Annotated in this window: 18 protein-coding genes; 8 read left to right on the forward strand and 10 right to left on the reverse strand. The window is 70.9% G+C overall.

All coding sequences use genetic code 11. The annotated features are described in order from the left end of the window. Nucleotides 1-5: 5 nt before the first annotated feature. Entirely contained in the window at nucleotides 6-680 is a 675-nt protein-coding gene (locus Sfulv_RS12695) for a response regulator (RefSeq protein WP_173313793.1), read from the reverse strand. A 61-nt stretch (nucleotides 681-741) separates the two neighbouring features. Beyond that, a complete protein-coding gene (locus tag Sfulv_RS12700) occupies nucleotides 742-1,944 on the reverse strand; it encodes a sensor histidine kinase (protein WP_173313794.1) in 1,203 nt (400 codons plus the stop codon). A gap of 96 nt (nucleotides 1,945-2,040) precedes the next feature. Between Sfulv_RS12700 and Sfulv_RS12705 the strand changes: the two genes are divergently transcribed. Beyond that, nucleotides 2,041-3,018: an SAM-dependent methyltransferase gene (locus Sfulv_RS12705; RefSeq protein WP_173313795.1), complete on the forward strand. Its 978-nt coding sequence runs from the start codon at nucleotides 2,041-2,043 to the stop codon at nucleotides 3,016-3,018. A gap of 142 nt (nucleotides 3,019-3,160) precedes the next feature. After that, nucleotides 3,161-4,303 (forward strand): NADH-quinone oxidoreductase subunit D, encoded by a 1,143-nt coding sequence (locus tag Sfulv_RS12710; RefSeq protein ID WP_173313796.1) that lies wholly within the window; start codon nucleotides 3,161-3,163, stop codon nucleotides 4,301-4,303. 33 nt (nucleotides 4,304-4,336) lie between these two features. Here Sfulv_RS12710 and Sfulv_RS12715 read toward each other — a convergent pair whose 3' ends face one another. From Sfulv_RS12715 to Sfulv_RS12730, 4 genes are all read right to left on the reverse strand, one after another. After that, on the reverse strand, nucleotides 4,337-5,377 hold the full coding sequence (locus Sfulv_RS12715; RefSeq protein WP_173313797.1) for a hypothetical protein: 1,041 nt from the start codon (nucleotides 5,375-5,377) through the stop codon (nucleotides 4,337-4,339). Nucleotides 5,378-5,480: 103 nt separating this feature from the next. Beyond that, nucleotides 5,481-6,461 (reverse strand): ABC transporter substrate-binding protein, encoded by a 981-nt coding sequence (locus Sfulv_RS12720; RefSeq protein WP_173313798.1) that lies wholly within the window; start codon nucleotides 6,459-6,461, stop codon nucleotides 5,481-5,483. Nucleotides 6,462-6,507: 46 nt separating this feature from the next. Then, entirely contained in the window at nucleotides 6,508-7,182 is a 675-nt protein-coding gene (locus Sfulv_RS12725) for an ABC transporter permease (protein ID WP_173313799.1), read from the reverse strand. Between the two features lie 3 nt (nucleotides 7,183-7,185). Then, entirely contained in the window at nucleotides 7,186-7,905 is a 720-nt protein-coding gene (locus Sfulv_RS12730) for an ABC transporter permease (protein WP_173313800.1), read from the reverse strand. Between the two features lie 141 nt (nucleotides 7,906-8,046). Between Sfulv_RS12730 and Sfulv_RS12735 the strand changes: the two genes are divergently transcribed. The 6 genes from Sfulv_RS12735 to Sfulv_RS12760 all read left to right on the forward strand — a co-directional run bounded on the left by Sfulv_RS12735 (nucleotide 8,047) and on the right by Sfulv_RS12760 (nucleotide 12,391). Beyond that, nucleotides 8,047-9,234, forward strand: coding sequence for a betaine/proline/choline family ABC transporter ATP-binding protein (locus Sfulv_RS12735; protein ID WP_173313801.1), 1,188 nt, complete (start codon nucleotides 8,047-8,049; stop codon nucleotides 9,232-9,234). Nucleotides 9,235-9,317: 83 nt separating this feature from the next. Continuing rightward, nucleotides 9,318-10,178 carry a dihydropteroate synthase gene (folP, locus tag Sfulv_RS12740; protein ID WP_443098547.1) on the forward strand — a complete coding sequence of 287 codons (861 nt, stop codon included), beginning with the start codon at nucleotides 9,318-9,320 and terminating at the stop codon, nucleotides 10,176-10,178. Continuing rightward, nucleotides 10,175-10,657, forward strand: a complete 483-nt coding sequence (locus tag Sfulv_RS12745) for a nuclear transport factor 2 family protein (RefSeq protein WP_173313802.1) — start codon at nucleotides 10,175-10,177, stop codon at nucleotides 10,655-10,657. Before folP ends, Sfulv_RS12745 begins: the two co-directional genes overlap by 4 nt. Nucleotides 10,658-10,846: 189 nt before the next feature. Beyond that, entirely contained in the window at nucleotides 10,847-11,206 is a 360-nt protein-coding gene (gene folB, locus Sfulv_RS12750) for a dihydroneopterin aldolase (RefSeq protein WP_173313803.1), read from the forward strand. Continuing rightward, complete coding sequence (gene folK / locus Sfulv_RS12755) at nucleotides 11,203-11,814, forward strand: 2-amino-4-hydroxy-6-hydroxymethyldihydropteridine diphosphokinase (protein ID WP_173313804.1); 612 nt, start codon at nucleotides 11,203-11,205, stop codon at nucleotides 11,812-11,814. Before folB ends, folK begins: the two co-directional genes overlap by 4 nt. A gap of 82 nt (nucleotides 11,815-11,896) precedes the next feature. Then, nucleotides 11,897-12,391: a DUF3180 domain-containing protein gene (locus tag Sfulv_RS12760; protein ID WP_173313805.1), complete on the forward strand. Its 495-nt coding sequence runs from the start codon at nucleotides 11,897-11,899 to the stop codon at nucleotides 12,389-12,391. Between the two features lie 60 nt (nucleotides 12,392-12,451). Here Sfulv_RS12760 and folE read toward each other — a convergent pair whose 3' ends face one another. The 4 genes from folE to tilS form a co-directional block, all read right to left on the reverse strand. Further along, nucleotides 12,452-13,057: a GTP cyclohydrolase I FolE gene (folE, locus tag Sfulv_RS12765; protein ID WP_173313806.1), complete on the reverse strand. Its 606-nt coding sequence runs from the start codon at nucleotides 13,055-13,057 to the stop codon at nucleotides 12,452-12,454. Between the two features lie 163 nt (nucleotides 13,058-13,220). Next, complete coding sequence (gene ftsH, locus Sfulv_RS12770) at nucleotides 13,221-15,281, reverse strand: ATP-dependent zinc metalloprotease FtsH (protein ID WP_173313807.1); 2,061 nt, start codon at nucleotides 15,279-15,281, stop codon at nucleotides 13,221-13,223. A gap of 219 nt (nucleotides 15,282-15,500) precedes the next feature. Beyond that, nucleotides 15,501-16,040, reverse strand: a complete 540-nt coding sequence (hpt, locus tag Sfulv_RS12775) for a hypoxanthine phosphoribosyltransferase (protein WP_173317804.1) — start codon at nucleotides 16,038-16,040, stop codon at nucleotides 15,501-15,503. Between the two features lie 84 nt (nucleotides 16,041-16,124). Then, nucleotides 16,125-17,213 carry a tRNA lysidine(34) synthetase TilS gene (gene tilS / locus Sfulv_RS12780; RefSeq protein WP_173313808.1) on the reverse strand — a complete coding sequence of 363 codons (1,089 nt, stop codon included), beginning with the start codon at nucleotides 17,211-17,213 and terminating at the stop codon, nucleotides 16,125-16,127. Nucleotides 17,214-17,285 lie beyond the last annotated feature (72 nt).

A 17,285-nucleotide genomic window follows, 5' to 3' on the forward strand; every position in this document is an offset into this window, starting at 1 on the left:
TCCGGTCAGCCCGCTCCCCCGCCGGCCCGGACCAGGCCCGTCTCGTACGCCAGGACGACGACCTGCACCCGGTCGCGCAGGTTCAGCTTCGTCAGGATGCGGCCCACATGCGTCTTCACCGTCGCCTCCGACAGCACGAGCCGCGCGGCGATCTCGCCGTTCGAGAGCCCTTGCGCGACCAGCATCATCACCTCGCGCTCCCGCTCGGTGAGCTTCTCGATGTGCTTGTGGCCGGGGTCCTTGACGCTGCTGGGCAGCATCGAGGAGAACTGGTCCAGCAGCCGGCGGGTGGTGGACGGCGCGACCACCGCGTCACCGCTGTGCACGGCGCGGATCGCGGCGAGCAGCTCGCCCGGCGGCACGTCCTTCAGCATGAAGCCGCTGGCCCCCGCCTTCAGCCCGGAGAAGGCGTACTCGTCCAGGTCGAACGTGGTCAGGATGAGCACCTTGGGCGGATCGGTCTGCGCACAGATGCGCCGGGTCGCCTCGACGCCGTCGAGCCTGGGCATGCGTACGTCCATCAGCACCACGTCGACGTCGGTGGCCCGCAGCACCTCGATCGCCTCGGCGCCGTCACCGGCCTCGGCGACGACCTCCATGTCCGGCTGGGCGGCGAGCACCATCCGGAAGCCGGTGCGCAGCAGCACCTGATCGTCGACGAGCATCACGCGGATCGCCATGAGGTGTCCTGTTCTCCTGGTCAAAGGGATGGGCGGGTCTCGGCTCGGCAGCCGCGGAGATCTAGTGCCCGGGCTTCAGCGGCAGCAGGGCGCTGATCCGGAATCCGCCGCCGGGGCGCGGTCCGGCGTCCAGCGTGCCCCCGACCATGCCGACCCGCTCCCGCATACCGATCATGCCGTGGCCGGCTCCGTCCGCGCCGCCGTCCTCGTACAGCTCGTGCGCGGCTCCCCGGCCGTCGTCCTCGACGAGGAGCCCGAGGCCGTCGTCGAAGTAGACGAGCCGCACGCTGGCCCCGGCGTCCGGGCCGCCGTGCTTGCGGGTGTTGGTGAGGGCTTCCTGCACGATGCGGTACGCGGTCAGTTCCACCCCGCTGGGCAGCGGGCGGGCCGTGCCCTCGATCCTGAAGTCGACCACCAGGCCGGTCTGGCGCACCTGCTCGACCAGGTCCTCGATCTGTCCGACGTCGGGCTGCGGCACGTACTCCCCGCTCTCCGGGGCGTCACCCGTGCGCAGCACCCCGAGCAGTCTGCGCATCTCGGCGAGCGCCTGGCGGCCGGTGCTCGAAATGGTCTCCAGCGCCTGCCTCGCCTGTTCCGGGGCCGCGTCCATCACATAGGCGGCGCCATCGGCCTGGACCACCATCACGGAGACGTTGTGGGCGACGACGTCGTGCAGTTCGCGGGCGATCCTGGCACGCTCGGCGGCGACCGCGACCTTCGACTGCGCCTCACGCTCCCGTTCCAGCCGGGCGGCGCGCTCCTCCAGCTGACTGAAGTAGGCGCGACGGGTCCGCACCGAGTCGCCGAGTACCCAGGCGAGCACGAACGGCACCGTCATGACGATCACGACGAAGACCGCCTGGGCCCAGTGCTCCTGCCCGCCCTCCGGCCAGCGGAGCTTGGAGAGACCGGCGGCGGTGAGGCTGCACACGAGAGCGAGCCGCGACGCCCAGCGCTCCCCCACGGTGGCCACGGTGTACGTGATCACCAGCAGGGCGAAGTCCGCGATGTTCGGTCTGACGTCCGCCGCCAGCTGCACGAGACCCACCGCGACAGCGAGCAGCAGCATCTTCTCGGGTGCGCGCCTGCGCAGCGCGACGACCGTGCTCAGCGCGAGCGAGACCGGCACCGCCAGGGCGGTCTCCCGGCCGCTCCCGTACCCGCCGAGCACGATCGGCACGCCGGAGAGCCCGAAGAGGAAGACAGCCCAGAAACTGTCGACGCCCATCGGGTGTCTGCGGAGGAAGTCGTAGAGGCGCTGCACGTTACCCAGCGTAGGGACAGCAGATCGGTGGCCGGGTCAGCCGAAGGGCCGATCCACGTCCCGGGACCGTACTCCCCAAGGTGGAGACTTGCCTACGTGACGGATGACTGGTGCGGCTGGCGGGAAGCGGCGGAGACCGCTTTGTACGGGGACGAGGGCTTTTACCGGAGGCCGGAGGGGCCCGCGGGACATTTCCGTACGTCCGTGCACGCGTCCTCGCTGTTCGCCGGCGCCGTCGCCCGGCTGCTGGCCGGAACCGCGCGGGAGCTCGGCACGGACGAGGTCGCCCTGGTGGATGTGGGCGCGGGCCGGGGCGAGCTGTTGACGGGGGTGCTGGCGGCCGTGCCCGCCGGGCTGAGGGTGCGGGCCTACGCGGTGGAGATCGCCGGGCGCCCGCCCGGCCTCGATCCGCGGATCGAGTGGTGCGCCGAACCTCCGCAGGGGGTCACGGGACTGCTCTTCGCCAACGAGTGGCTCGACAACGTTCCCACGGACCTCGCGGAGGCCGACGCGGACGGGGTGGCCCGCCGTGTCATGGTCCGGCGGGCGGACGGTACGGAGCGGCTCGGCGACCCGGTGAGCGGGGCGGACGCGGAGTGGCTGCGGCGCTGGTGGCCGCTGACGAGCCCCGGCGACCGCGCGGAGATCGGCCGCCCGCGCGACGAGGCGTGGGCGCGGGCGGTGGCGTCACTGGCCGGGGGCCTGGCGGTGGCGGTGGACTACGCGCACGTACGGGAGTCGAGGCCGCCGTTCGGGACGCTGACCGGGTTCCGGGCCGGCCGCGAGGTGCGTCCGGTGCCGGACGGGAGCTGCGACCTGACCTCCCACGTGGCGCTGGACGCGTGCGCGGCGGCGGGGAGCGCCGTGGCGGGCGAACCCGCCGAGGTGCGCGACCAGCGGGCGGCGCTGCGGGAACTGGGTGTCAGCGGTGAACGGCCGCCGCTCTCCCTGGCGTCGGCCGACCCGGCCGGCTACCTCCGGGCGCTTGCCGCGTCGGGCGAGGCGGCGGAGCTCACGGCGCGGGGCGGGCTGGGTGATTTCGGCTGGCTGTCGCAGCGGGTACGAGCCGGGTGATTTCGGCGGGCTGTCACAGCGGGTACGAGCCGGGTGATTTCGGCGGGCTGTCACAGCGGGTGCGGGCGCCGTTCGGCCCGTCCGGTGTCCGAGGGGCGGGGTCCCGGGCGATCCCCGGTGCGACCGGGGGATACTGTCCGGCATGACGGAGACGACGGTCGGCATCGGCGGCGCGGCAGAGAGCACCGACATGGTGCTCAACATCGGCCCCCAGCATCCCTCGACCCACGGGGTGCTCCGCCTGCGGCTCGTCCTCGACGGTGAGCGCATCCAGCAAGCCGAGCCGGTCATCGGCTACATGCACCGGGGCGCGGAGAAGCTGTTCGAGGCCCGCGACTACCGGCAGATCGTGATGCTCGCCAACCGCCACGACTGGCTGTCGGGGTTCTCGAACGAGCTGGGTGTCGTCATGGCCGTGGAGCGGATGCTCGGCATGGAGGTCCCCGAGCGCGCCGTGTGGACGCGGACCCTGCTCGCCGAACTGAACCGGGTCCTGAACCACCTGATGTTCCTCGGCTCCTACCCCCTCGAACTCGGCGGTATCACCCCGATGTTCCACGCGTTCCGGGAGCGCGAGGAGCTCCAGACCGTGATGGAGGAGGTCTCCGGCGGCCGGATGCACTACATGTTCAACCGGGTCGGCGGGCTCAAGGAGGACCTCCCCGCGGGCTGGCTCGGCCGCGCCCGGGACGCGGTCGCCTCGGTGCGGTCCCGGATGGACGTCTACGACAAGCTGGTACTGGGCAACGAGATCTTCCGGGCCCGGACCCGCGGGGTGGGCGTGCTCTCCGCCGAGGCCGTGCACGCGTACGGGGTGTCCGGGCCGATCGCCCGCGCCTCGGGGGTCGACTTCGACCTGCGGCGCGACGAGCCGTACCTCGCGTACGGGGAACTCCAGGACACGCTCAGGGTCGTCACCGCCACCGAGGGCGACTGCCTGGCACGGTTCGAATGCCTGCTGGGCCAGTCGCACAACGCACTGGATCTCGCGGACGCCTGTCTGGACCGGATGGCCGACCTGGCGCCGGGGCCGATCAACCAGCGGCTGCCCAAGGTGCTGAAGGCGCCCGAGGGCCACACCTACGCGTGGACCGAGAACCCGCTCGGCATCAACGGCTACTACCTGGTGTCCAAGGGCGAGAAGACCCCGTACCGGCTGAAGCTGCGCTCCGCCTCGTTCAACAACATCCAGGCCCTCACCGAGCTGCTGCCCGGCACCCTGGTGGCCGACATGGTGGCCATCCTGGGCTCGCTCTTCTTCGTCGTCGGCGACATCGACAAGTAGCCGCCGGCCGAGGGCTCCCGGCGGGCGTGCCGCTTACGAGGAGACGGCGCTGCGCAGCCCCGTCACGCCCAGCTGCTCGGTCTCGTCGTGGACGGTGAGGTCGATGACCTTGCCCACGGCGCGGTCCTCCGCCGACCGCGTGCGGTGAGCCGCGAGGGCTTCCTCGCCCACCACGTCGGCCAGGTCCTCGTTCTGCACGGCCTCGATCGCGGCCTTCGCCTTCTGAGTGCCGAAGAAGTCGAAACTGCCCTGCGGTACGGGGTTCCGGCGTCCGGCCGCGTACGAGACGACAGCCGAAGCACCCGGGACCGGGCGCGGCCCGGGGGCGGGTACGCGGCCGGGCGCGGGTACGGGCGAGAGCTGCGGGGCGGTCGACGGGCGGCGGTGCTGGTGATCGCCTGCCCCGGCGGCCGCCGGGTGCTTCCCCTGCGGGCCGTCCGCCTCCGTGTCCCGGGGCCGGGCCCGTTCCCCGAGCGCGCGCTGCCCGGTCTGTCCGGCGGTACGCCGGGCCTCCTGGAGCGCGGCGTTGCGCGTGAGGTCGCGCAACGCCTGGGAGGCACGCCGGTACGCGGCCGGGGTGGGCGTGGCACTGGCCGCGGACAACTCCCGTGCCCCGGAGGACGCTTCGAGCGCGAGCTGCCTGCGGCCCTCAAGCGCGGAGGCCCGCTCGGTCTCGGCGTTCGCGTACCGGCGCAGCAGCGCGGCGTGCTCGCCCCGGAGACCGGCGAGCTCCACCCGCTTGCGGCGCAGCTTCGTCTCCAGCCGGGTGCGCAGCTCCCTGGACTCCTCCAGATCGGACTCCAGTTCGGCTATGCGCTCCTCGGTCCTCCACTCGTCGCCGGCCCGCGCCCGGGTCAGCTCCGCGACGCGCAGCCCCGCGGCCCGGTCCCAGCTGCGCATCAGATAGGCGCCGGTGGCGGCGGTGGCGGCGGTGACAACCACCAGACCTCGCAGGACGAGGGGTTCGGCGAGCAGCCAGGCACCGGCGGCACAGACGACCGGCACCCCGGCCACCAGGGAAGGCGGCAGGATTCTGTGCAGGGGTGGCGAATGGCGGTGACGTCCACGTGGCATGGCTCGAAATTTACCGTGCGCACGGGTTACTTGGGAGACTGCCCGGCAATCTGTTCCCCGCCGGTTACCTGACGGCCTCCCGGCCCACCCGGATCATCCCGCTCTACTTCTTGATCAAGCCTTTCCCCTGGAGATACTCCTTGGCCACATCGGCGGGCTTGGCGCGCTCCGCGTCGACCTTGCGGTTCAGTTCCGCGAGGTCCTGGGTGGTGAGTACGCCGGTGAGCTTCCCGAGCGCGTCGGCGATGTCCTGGGAGCCCGCGTCCTTGGCATTGAGCACCGGCAGGACGTTGTCCGCGTTCTGCAGCTTCTTGTCGTCCTCCAGGAAAACCAGCCCGTAGGTGTCCAGCACGGCGTCGGTGGTGGTCGTCAGGACCAGCTGGTCCTGACCGTCCTTGACGGCCTGCTTGGACTGCGGGGTCCCGACACCCTTCGGGTCGATTCCGGTGACGTCGATGCCGTACGTCTTCTTCAGACCCGGCGCGCAGAACGGCCGGACCTCGCACTCGTCACCGGCGGCGATCCGCACTTTGATCTTCGACCTGCCGAGGTCGGAAAGCGTCTTGAGGTTGTTCTTCTCCGCGAATTCCCGCGTCACCGCGAAGGCGTTCTGGTCAACGGCGTCACCCGGCGGGAGCACCTTCAGGCCGAGCGGGGTGGCGAGCTTCTCCAGGGCGGCGACCGTGGCGGCGGCGTCCGCCGAGGCGACGGGATTCTTCTGCGCCTCGCTCGCCCCGTTCACCTTGGCGTTGAGGAATTCGGCGATCGTCGCCGCGTATTCCGGTACGACGTCGATCTCGCCCTTCTCCAGGGAGGGTTCGTACAGCTCACGGTTCTTCACGGTGGTGACCGAGGTGCTGTACCCGGCGTCGCCGAGCATCCGGGCGTAGAGCTCGGCGAGCACCTTGGACTCGGTGAACGACGCGGCGCCCACGACGAGCGAGCCCTTGTCGGAGCCGGAGTCCGACCCGGTGGCCGCACCGCTCTTCTCCTTCTCCAGGCTGTCGCCGCCGCACGCGGCGAGCGACCCGGCCAGCGCGGCCATGGCGATGACCGCTCCCGCGATGCGCGAGGTCCTGCTCATGATGTTCTCCGTCCACAGCGAATGGGTGACAAACAGCTGCACCGCATCAGGCGTTCCGCCGGCGGCGCAGGGGGGACAGCAGCCGGTCCAGCGCCATCAGCGCCCCCTCGACCAGCAGGGCGAGCCCGGCGACCAGCACCGCGCCCGCGAAGACCTGCGCGGTGTCGTACGTGTTGAATCCGGCGGTGATGATCCGGCCTAGTCCGCCGAGGCCGACCATCGCCGCGATGGAGGCGGTGGCCACCACCTGGACGGCGGCGGAACGGAGCCCGGTCATGATCATGGGGTAGGCGAGCGGCAGCTCCACCCGTGCGAAGAGCTGCGGTCCTGACATCCCCATGCCCCTGGCCGCCTCGACCACGGAGCGGTCCACCTCCGTCATCCCGACGTAGGCGTTGGTCAGGAGCGGCGGCACGGCGAACAGCACCAGCGCGATGACCGTGGGCCAGTAGCCGGAGTCACGCAGCGGCGTGAGCATGAACAGGGCCAGCACCGCGAAGACGGGCACGGCCCGGCCGATGTTGGAGATGTTGACCGCCAGCGCGCCCCCCTTGCCGATGTGGCCCAGGTACAGCGCGAGCGGAAGGGCGATCGCGCAGGCCAGCGCGAGTGCCACCCCGCTGACGTACAGATGCTCACCGAGCCGGTGCGCCGCCCCGCCCTCCCCGGACCAGTTGGTCCCGGTGGTGAGCCACGTCCAGGCGTCGCCGATAACTCCCACGGGTCAGCCCACCTCCGCCTTCACGGCCGGGGCCACGCCGCCGGAAGCGGTCGTCGCGCGTACGCGGGTCCAGGGCGTGAGCAGTCGCTGCACGCCGAGCAGCAGCAGGTCCGCGGCGACCGCGAGCAGCACGCAGAGCACCGACGCGGCGAGCACCTGGGCCTTGAAGAGGCTGGGCAGCGCGTCCTCGATGAGATTGCCGAGGCCGCCCTTGCCGACGAGCGAGCCCACGGTCGTCAGCGCGACCGTCGACACCGTGGCGATCCGCAGGCCGGCCATCAACGCGGGCAGCGCGAGGGGCAGCTCGACCTCCCACAGCAGCCGCGCCGGACCGTACCCCATGCCCTTGGCCGCGTCCTTGGCCTCCTGCGGCACCGCTTCGAGCCCCGCCAGGATGTTCCGTACGAGAATGGTCAGCGAGTAGAGCACCAGGCCGGTGACGACCAGGGCCGAGGACAGCCCGAACAGCGGCAGCAGCAGGGAGAACATCGCCAGCGACGGCACGGTGTAGAGAACCGTCGTCAGCCCCAGCACCGGCCCCGCGAAGTGCCGGCCGCGGCGGGCCAGGAGTGCCAGCGGAAAGGCCACGGCCAGTCCTATCAGTACCGAGACGGCGGTGATCCAGAGGTGCTGGACGGTCGCGTCGGTCAGCTCCTGGCTGCGGGAACGCAGATACTCGCCGCAGATCCAGTCGTTCGCCACGAGGCAGTTCTCCCCGGCCACCCGTCCCACCCCCCGATTCACCGTCGCGCTTCGCGTACCGCACTGATGTCTGGTGACCCTATCCTCGACCACTGACAATCGCCGAGGCCGTCGCATTCCGGCAACACGGCCTTCACACAACGCGCGGCACAATGGGGAACCATGATCCGTTTCGAGCACGTCACCAAGCGGTACGCCGACGGCACCACCGCCGTCGACGACCTTTCCTTCGAGGCCGGCGAGGGTGAACTGGTCACGCTCGTCGGGCCATCCGGCTGCGGCAAGACGACCACCATGAAGATGGTGAACCGGCTGATCGAGCCGACCGAAGGACGGATTCTCCTCGACGGAGACGACATTTCCGCCATCGACCCCGTCCAGCTCCGGCGCCGCATCGGCTATGTGATCCAGCAGGTCGGCCTCTTCCCCCACCGGACCGTGCTGGAGAACACCGCCACCGTCCCCCATCTGCTGGGCTGGAAACGCGGAAAGGGGCGCGAGCGCGCGGCCGAACTCCTCGACCTCGTCGGACTCGATCCTTCCGTTTATGGTGACCGCTATCCGGAACAGCTCTCCGGCGGTCAGCGCCAGCGCGTCGGCGTCGCCCGCGCCCTGGCCGCCGACCCGCCCGTACTGCTGATGGACGAACCATTCGGAGCGGTCGACCCCGTCGTACGGGAGCGTCTGCAGAACGAATTCCTGAAGCTTCAGGCCCGGGTCCGCAAAACCGTCCTGTTCGTCACCCACGACATCGAGGAAGCCGTCCGGCTCGGTGACCGGATCGCCGTGTACGGGCAGGGCCGCATCGAGCAGTTCGACTCCCCCGCCACCGTCCTCGGCGCCCCCGCGACCCCGTACGTGGCGGACTTCGTCGGCGCGGACCGCGGTCTCAAACGGCTCTCCGTCACGCCCATCGAGGAGAGCGACCTGGACCAGCCGCCCGTCGTCCACCTCGACGACCCCCTCACCAGGGCGACCGCGCGCCTGCGCGCCGAGGGCGCGCGCTGGGCCGTGGTGCTCGACGGGCACGACAACCTGCACGGCTGGATTCCGGCCGGTGACTCCGCCACGGCCGCCTCCGGCGGCACCGTCCGCGAGCACGCCCGCCGGATGGAGGCATGGCTGCCCCTCGGCGCGCCGCTCAAGCAGGCGTTCTCCACCATGCTCCAGCACGACGCGGGCTGGATCGCGGTGATCGACAAGGAGAGCACCGGCCGCTTCCTCGGCGTCCTCACCCCCGCCCGCCTCCACGAGGCCCTGCGCCGCTCGATCGACGCGGACGCCCAGCACGTACCGCGCGCGACCGTCGCGGTGGAGACCGTCACGAGCGTGACGACGGCGGCCCCCTGACCGCCCCGTACCGCTCCCGGCCCACCCCGGGCGGGACGGGCCGTGCGGCGCGACGGGTCGCCCGGCGGGCCTACGCTGGGCGTATGAGTACGTTGCGCGGACGCGGCACGGTGCAGGACCTGCCGGAGTGGGACCGGTGTGCGGTCATGGGGGTCGTCAACGTGACGCCCGACTCCTTCTCCGACGGAGGCCGGTGGTTCGACACCGCGGCCGCCGTCAAGCACGGCCTCGTGCTGGCCGGCGAGGGCGCGGACCTGATCGATGTCGGCGGCGAGTCGACCCGCCCCGGTGCCAGCCGGGTGGACGAGTCGGAGGAGCTGCGGCGGGTGGTCCCGGTCGTACGGGGACTGGCCTCCGAGGGGGTCACCGTCTCCGTGGACACCATGCGGGCCCGCGTCGCCGAGCAGGCGGTCGCCGCCGGCGCGGCGCTCGTGAACGACGTGAGCGGCGGCCTCGCCGATCCGGACATGGTCCCGGTCGTCGCCGCGGCCGGTGTCCCGTTCGTCGTCATGCACTGGCGCGGCTTCAGCGAGTCCATGAACAGCAGAGCCGTGTACGAGGACGTCGTCGCCGAGGTCGTCGCGGAGCTGCGCGCACGCATGGAAGCCGTGGTCGCGGGGGGAGTGTCCCGCGAACGGATCGTGATCGACCCCGGTCTCGGATTCGCCAAGGACGCCTCCCACGACCTCTCGCTCGTCGCCCACCTGGACGAACTGCGCACCCTGGGCCGCCCGCTCCTGGTGGCCGCCTCCCGCAAGCGGTTCCTCGGCCACGTCCTGGCGGGTGAGGGCGCCGCACCACCGCCCGCCCGCGAGCGCGACGCCGCCACGGCCGCGGTCTCCGCCCTCTCCGCCCAGGCGGGCGCGTGGGCGGTCCGGGTGCACGAGGTACGGGCCACCGCCGACGCGGTACGCGTCGCCCGCGCCGTCGAGGGAGCGGCGTGAGCGGGGCGCGGGACGAGCACGCGGAGGCCGCCGCCGACATCGAGGCCGTCGAACAGGCCAACACCGCTTTCTACGAGGCGATGGAGCGCGGGGACTTCGACACGCTCTCCGGGCTCTGGCTGCCCGGGGAGGACCTCACCGTCTCCTGTGTGCACCCGGGGTGGCCGGTGCTCACCGGGCGCGGCGAGGTGCTGCGCAGCTACGCGCTGATCATGGCGAACACCGAGTACATCCAGTTCTTCCTGACCGATGTCGGCGTCTCCATGACCGGTGACACCGCCCTGGTGACCTGCACCGAGAACATCCTCAGCGGCGGCCCGGCCGAGGAGGGCAACGCGCTCGGCCCGCTCGTCGGCCAGCTCGTCGTCGCGACCAACGTGTTCCGCCGCACCGCCGAAGGCTGGAAGCTGTGGTCGCACCACGGGTCGCCCGTCCTGGCCGAGACCGGCGAGGAGGAGGACGAGGACACGCCCGCCTGAGCGGGTACGCGCCTCCTGTGGGTTGGGCCCCCCGGCACCGGGGTATGGGCGGCTACCAGCCTCGGGGGCCGGCTTCGGAGCCCCGCGGGCGAGCACTGCCGGTGCTCGCAGGTAGATTCAAAAGAGGGCACTTCGCCGCCCGCACGCAGCCGGGTGTCCCACCGACCAACGACAGCAGGAGTGATTCACGTGGATCGTGTCGCGCTGCGCGGCCTCAAGGCCCGTGGACACCATGGGGTGTTTCCCAGGGAGCGGGAAGAGGGCCAGACGTTCATCGTCGACCTGGTGCTCGGTCTGGACACCCGGCCCGCGGCGGCCACCGACGACCTGTCCATGACCGTGCACTACGGGGTGGTCGCGGAGGAAGTCGTCGAGGTGGTCAAGGGCGAGCCGGTCGATCTGATCGAGACCCTCGCGGAACGCATCGCCCAGCAGTGCCTCAAACACGAGGGCGTCCAGGAAGTGGAGGTGGTCGTCCACAAGCCGGACGCCCCGATCACCGTCCCGTTCGACGACGTGACCATCACCATCACCCGGAGCCGAGCATGACCGCGTTCTCCACCGAGGGCCGGAGCGACCCGACCGTCCAGCCGGTTCCCGCCGCCGTGGTCGAGCAGGTGGACGCCGCGGACACCACCCTCTCCAACCCCCAGCGGGCCGTGATCTCCCTGGGCTCCAACCTCGGCAACCGCCTGGAGACCCTCCAGGGGGCCATCGACGCCCTGGAGGACACTCCGGGGCTCCGGGTCAAGGCGGTCTCCCCGGTGTACGAGACGGAGCCGTGGGGCGTCGAGCCCGGCTCCCAGCCCTCGTACTTCAACGCGGTGATCGTCGTGAAGACGACCCTGCCGCCGTCCTCCCTGCTGGAGCGCGGCCAGGCCATCGAGGAAGCCTTCGACCGGGTCCGCGAGGAACGCTGGGGTCCGCGCACCATCGACGTCGACATCGTCGCGTACGCCGATGTGGTCTCCGACGACCCTCAGCTCACCCTGCCCCACCCCCGCGCCCGTGAGCGGGCGTTCGTGCTCGCCCCCTGGAACGACGTGGACCCCGAGGCCGAGCTCCCGGGCGCCGGCGCGGTCGCCGACCTGCTGACCGGGATCGGCGGTGCCGGCGTACTCCCCAGGGCCGACCTGGAACTCCGGCTGCCCGAGTAGTCGTTAGGCTCCAGGAACACCCGTACAGCAGACCCATGCAGGACAATCCACGGACACCCGGCGGCGAAGGGCGGCTCTCTCGGTGAAGCAACTACGGCTCGGGGTACTGGCCGGTCTCTTCGCCGCCGCCGGCGTGCTGTCCTGGGGCGCCGCCCGGCTCTGGGACTCGCTGGGCACCCTGCCCAGCGTCCCTCTCGCGGCCCCGGTCGTGCTGGCCGTCATCGCCGTCATCCTGCTCGCCACCGCGCTCTCCCTCCGCACCCGTCTGCGGGCCCAGCGCGAGCGGCGGCCGGGCGCGAAGGGCGTCGAGCCGCTGATGGCGGCCCGCGCGGTCGTCTTCGGGCAGGCCAGCGCGCTCGTCACCGCTCTGGTCGCCGGTATGTACGGCGGTGCGGGCGTCTTCCTGCTCGGTTCCCTCGACATCCCGCCCCGCCGCGAACAGGCGGTCTACGCCGGTTTCGCGGTCCTGGCGGGCATCGCGGTCATCGCCGCCGCGCTGTTCCTGGAGCGCGTCTGCAAGCTCCCCGAGGACCCCGAGGACAAGGGCGACGGCGACCGGCGCCCGGCATCCGCCTAGACGGACGCCCCGCCGGCCGCGGACGCCTCCCGGCCGCTGCGGACGCCTTCCCGGCCGGTGTCAGCGGGCCATGATGAGACTCATGGCCTCGGCGCGCGTCGCGGGGTCACGGAGCTGGCCGCGGACCGCCGAGGTGATCGTCTTCGCGCCCGGCTTGCGGATGCCCCGCATGGACATGCACATGTGCTCGCACTCGATGACGACGATGACTCCCCGCGGCTCCAGGATCTCCATGAGCGCCTCGGCGACCTGCGTGGTCAGCCGCTCCTGGACCTGCGGACGCCGCGCGTAGACGTCGACCAGCCGCGCCAGCTTCGAGAGGCCGGTGATCTTTCCGGAGGTCGCCGGGATGTAGCCGACGTGCGCGACTCCCCTGAACGGGACCAGGTGGTGCTCGCACGTGCTGAACACCTCGATGTCCTTCACCAGCACCAACTCGTCGTGGCCGAGATCGAACGTCGTCGTCAGGACGTCCTGCGGCTCCTGGTAAAGCCCCGCGAATATCTCCTTGTACGCCCGCGCCACCCGCCCCGGCGTCTCGCGCAGACCCTCGCGGTCCGGGTCCTCCCCGACCGCGACGAGCAGCTCACGTACGGCGGCCTCGGCCCGCTTCTCGTCGAACTCGCCGATCGTGCCCTCGCCGTCCAGCGTCACCGGGTCGGTCATCTGTCCTCGTTCCTTCTGCTGTCACGTGCGCGTGCTGCGCGCAAACCTCGCAGGCATGGGAAAAAGCCGCGCCCCCACAGGCTAAAACCTGGGGGGCGCGGCATCCATTCCGGGCCCGGTGGGACCCCCGTGGAGGGGGCCGCACCGGATTCGTCACGGGGTTCTAGCTCTCCGGACGCTCCTCCGGTACCGCCTCCGTCGCCGGGGCGACGTCCTTGGAGGTGATGTCCTTCGGGGCGATCTCCGCCGGGACGGCCGAACCGTTGGCGGTGGAGACGCCGTTGGTGAGGGCCAGCTCCTTGGGAGAGAGAACCGGCGGCCTCGTCGACGGCGTACGCCGCGAGGAGCCGGTCCAGGCCGGACGGGCCGGGCGCTTGACGATCGGGGCGAAGATCTCGGCGATCTGCTCCTTGCCGAGCGTCTCCTTCTCAAGGAGTTCGAGCACGAGGGCGTCGAGGATGTCGCGGTTCTCGACGAGAATCTCCCACGCCTCGTTGTGCGCGGTCTCGATGAGCTTCTTGACCTCTTCGTCGACCAGCGCGGCGACCTCTTCCGAGTAGTCGCGCTGGTGACCCATCTCGCGGCCCACGAACGGCTCGGTGTTGTCTCCACCGAACTTGATGGCGCCGAGCCGCTCGGTCATGCCGTACTGCGTGACCATCGCGCGGGCCGTGGCAGTGGCCTTCTCGATGTCGTTCGCAGCGCCGGTGGTCGGGTCGTGGAAGACCAGCTCCTCGGCCGCGCGCCCGCCCAGCATGTACGCGAGCTGGTCGAGCATCTCGTTGCGCGTCGTGGAGTACTTGTCCTCTTCCGGAAGCACCATCGTGTAACCGAGGGCGCGGCCGCGGGAGAGAATCGTGATCTTGTGGACCGGGTCCGACTGGGGGGAAGCCGCCGCGACCAGGGCGTGTCCGCCCTCGTGGTACGCGGTGATCTTCTTCTCCTTCTCGGACATGATCCGGGTCCGCTTCTGCGGACCCGCCACGACGCGGTCGATGGCCTCGTCGAGCATGGCGTTGTCGATCAGCTTCATGTTGCCGCGCGCCGTGAGGAGCGCGGCTTCGTTCAGCACGTTCGCCAGGTCGGCACCGGTGAAGCCGGGGGTACGGCGGGCGACGGCGTTGAGATCGACGTCGTCCGTTACCGGCTTGCCCTTCTTGTGCACCTTGAGGATTTCGAGACGGCCCAGCATGTCCGGGCGGTCGACCGCGATCTGCCGGTCGAAACGTCCCGGGCGCAGCAGGGCCGGGTCGAGGATGTCCGGCCGGTTGGTGGCGGCGATCAGGATGACGCCGCCCTTCACGTCGAAGCCGTCCATCTCGACGAGCAGCTGGTTGAGGGTCTGCTCGCGCTCGTCGTGACCGCCGCCCATGCCGGCACCTCGGTGCCGGCCCACGGCGTCGATCTCGTCGACGAAGACGATCGCCGGAGCGTTCGCCTTGGCCTGCTCGAAGAGGTCACGCACCCGGGAGGCACCGACACCGACGAACATCTCGACGAAGTCGGAACCGGAGATCGAGTAGAACGGGACGCCCGCCTCGCCGGCGACCGCACGGGCCAGCAGCGTCTTGCCCGTACCGGGAGGCCCGTACAGCAGGACACCCTTGGGGATCTTGGCGCCGACGGCCTGGAACTTCGCCGGCTCCTGGAGGAACTCCTTGATCTCGTGGAGCTCCTCGACCGCCTCGTCCGAGCCCGCCACGTCGGCGAACGTCGTCTTCGGCGTGTCCTTGGTGATCAGCTTGGCCTTGGACTTGCCGAACTGCATGACCTTGGAACCGCCGCCCTGCATCTGGTTCATCAGAAACAGGAAGACGACCACGATCAGGACGAACGGCAGCAGCGAGAGGAGGATCGAGACGAACGGGGACTGCTTCGACGGCGAGACGGTGTAACCCTTCTCGATGTCACCGCTCTCGAACTTCTGCTGCAGGGTGTCCGCCAGCTCGACGCCCTGGTTGCCGATGTAGCTCGCCTGGAACTTGCTGCCGGACTCGCCCTCGAGCTTCTGGCCGTCCTTCAGCTCAATCTTGAGAATCTGCTCGTCACCAGTGGTGAGCTTGGCCTGCTCCACCTGGTTCTTACTGATCGCCTGGATCACTTCGCCGGTGTCTACCGTCTTGTAGCCGCCCGACGAGCCGACGACCTGCATCAACACGACCACGGCGAGGACGGCCAGCACGATCCACATGACCGGCCCACGGAAGTATCGCTTCACGTCCATCCATACGGAGCGAAGACGCCCCGTCCCTCCTGCCCGTAGGTAAATGCTGCTGTGAGAAAAGACTGTTCTTCGGACGGTACCCCAGCATTGTCACCCGCGACCGCAGGGGACGTCTGACAAATCCCGCCTTCGAAGCTCCAACGGCGGGAAGCCGGTGAGGGTTCCCCGCCGCCCGCCCGGGTTGGGGCGGAGCGGCCGGGCAGGGCGGGCGGCCGGGCGTCAGCCGCCGTAGACGTGCGGGGCGAGGGTGCCGACGAAGGGGAGGTTGCGGTACTTCTCCGCGTAGTCCAGTCCGTAGCCGACGACGAACTCGTTGGGGATGTCGAAGCCGATCCACTTCACGTCGATGGCGACCTTCGCGGCGTCCGGCTTGCGCAGCAGGGTGCAGACCTCCAGCGACTCGGGTTCGCGCGAGCCCAGGTTGGACAGCAGCCAGGACAGCGTCAGGCCGGAGTCGATGATGTCCTCGACGATCAGGACGTGCTTGCCCTTGATGTCGGTGTCCAGGTCCTTGAGGATGCGGACGACCCCGGAGGACTGGGTGCCCGCGCCGTACGAGGAGACGGCCATCCAGTCCATCGTGATGGGGGTGGACAGGGCGCGCGCCAGGTCCGCCATGACCATCACCGCGCCCTTGAGGACGCCGACGAGGAGCAGGTCCCTGCCCGCGTACTCCGCGTCGATCTTCGCGGCCAGCTCGACGAGCTTCGCGTCGATCTCTTCCTTGGTGAGAAGCACCGACTGAAGGTCGGTGCCCATGTCCTTCTCGTTCACCCGCGTCTCTTTCTTAGCCCGCCGGTCCAGGGTGGTGCCCCGGGGCCGGCCGGCCGTTTCGCCTGCACTTCAGCCGCTTGCGCTACAGCTCTGCCGAATGACCAGTCTGCCACCCTGCCGCTGGGCTTCGACGCGGCCCGGCAGGTTGATGGCGCGCTGGCCGCGCCAGCCGGTGATGAGACGGTCGACTTCCTCGATGTGGCGGGCGAACAGCGAACCGGCGGGGGCCCCGGCCTCGATCAGCGCCCGGCGCAGCACCCTGCGGCGCACGGCCGGCGGCAGCATGTGGAGCTTGGCGCACTCCAGCTGCCCGGCGTCGTCGCGTACGGAGAGGTCGGCCTCCGCGGCCCAGGTGTCGAGGGCGTCGGCGTCGTCCCGGGAGAGCTGGGCCGTACGGGCGAGGGCTTCGACGACCCCCTTGCCGAGCGCCTTCTCCAGGGCGGGCAGACCCTCGTGGCGGAGCCGGGAGCGGGTGTAGGCCGGGTCGATGTTGTGCGGGTCGTCCCAGACGGGCAGGGCCTGGACCAGGCACGCCTTGCGGGCGGTCTGCCGGTCGAGCTGGAGGAAGGGGCGCCGGTAGCGGCCCGCGGGCCCTGACGCGGCGGCCATCCCGGACAGGGAGCGGATGCCGGAGCCGCGGGCGAGGCCCAGCAGGACGGTCTCCGCCTGGTCGTCGCGGGTGTGGCCCAGCAGGACCGCCGCGGCGCCGTGGCGCTCGGCCGCCGCGTCCAGGGCCGCGTAACGCGCGTCCCTGGCGGCGGCTTCCGGGCCGCCCTCGCGGCCGACGTGTACGGCGACCGCTTCGACCGGGTCGAGGTCCATGTAGCCGAGCCGGGTGACGACCTCGGCGGCGCGCAGGGCCGAGCCGGGCTGGAGGTTGTGGTCGACGGTGATCCCGCCGGCCCGCACGGCGAGCTTGCGGGCCTCGAAGGCGAGGGCGGAGGCGAGGGCCATGGAGTCGGCGCCGCCGGAGCATGCCACGAGCACGAGCGGGGTGTCGGGCCGTTCGGGAAGTGCGGAGCGCCGTGCGCCGGCGCCGGCTTCGGCGAACTCGGCGCGGCCGGTCTTGTCGGTGTGACGGTCGTACTCGGTGAGTACGTCGTGGAGTACGCGGCGGACCGCCAGGCGTATCGCCGCGACCGCAGGATGGGGACCCATGTCCGGTGCCCTTCGTGAAGGATTTTCGGGGGGTGCCTCCGGGGGACAGAACGTGAGTCCTGTCACTCAGAG

The sequence above is a fragment of the Streptomyces fulvorobeus genome (assembly GCF_013167895.1).
Taxonomy (GTDB): Bacteria; Actinomycetota; Actinomycetes; order Streptomycetales; family Streptomycetaceae; genus Streptomyces; species Streptomyces fulvorobeus.

Coding starts and splice junctions, on each gene's coding strand:
- Sfulv_RS12710 (WP_173313796.1), top strand. CDS start 3,161: ATGACGGAGACGACGGTCGGCATCGGCGGCGCGGCAGAGAGCACCGAC.
- folE (WP_173313806.1), bottom strand. CDS start 13,057: ATGACCGACCCGGTGACGCTGGACGGCGAGGGCACGATCGGCGAGTTC.
- tilS (WP_173313808.1), bottom strand. CDS start 17,213: ATGGGTCCCCATCCTGCGGTCGCGGCGATACGCCTGGCGGTCCGCCGC.
- Sfulv_RS12695 (WP_173313793.1), bottom strand. CDS start 680: ATGGCGATCCGCGTGATGCTCGTCGACGATCAGGTGCTGCTGCGCACC.
- Sfulv_RS12720 (WP_173313798.1), bottom strand. CDS start 6,461: ATGAGCAGGACCTCGCGCATCGCGGGAGCGGTCATCGCCATGGCCGCG.
- ftsH (WP_173313807.1), bottom strand. CDS start 15,281: ATGGACGTGAAGCGATACTTCCGTGGGCCGGTCATGTGGATCGTGCTG.
- folP (WP_443098547.1), top strand. CDS start 9,318: ATGAGTACGTTGCGCGGACGCGGCACGGTGCAGGACCTGCCGGAGTGG.
- Sfulv_RS12715 (WP_173313797.1), bottom strand. CDS start 5,377: ATGCCACGTGGACGTCACCGCCATTCGCCACCCCTGCACAGAATCCTG.
- folK (WP_173313804.1), top strand. CDS start 11,203: ATGACCGCGTTCTCCACCGAGGGCCGGAGCGACCCGACCGTCCAGCCG.
- Sfulv_RS12735 (WP_173313801.1), top strand. CDS start 8,047: ATGATCCGTTTCGAGCACGTCACCAAGCGGTACGCCGACGGCACCACC.
- hpt (WP_173317804.1), bottom strand. CDS start 16,040: ATGGGCACCGACCTTCAGTCGGTGCTTCTCACCAAGGAAGAGATCGAC.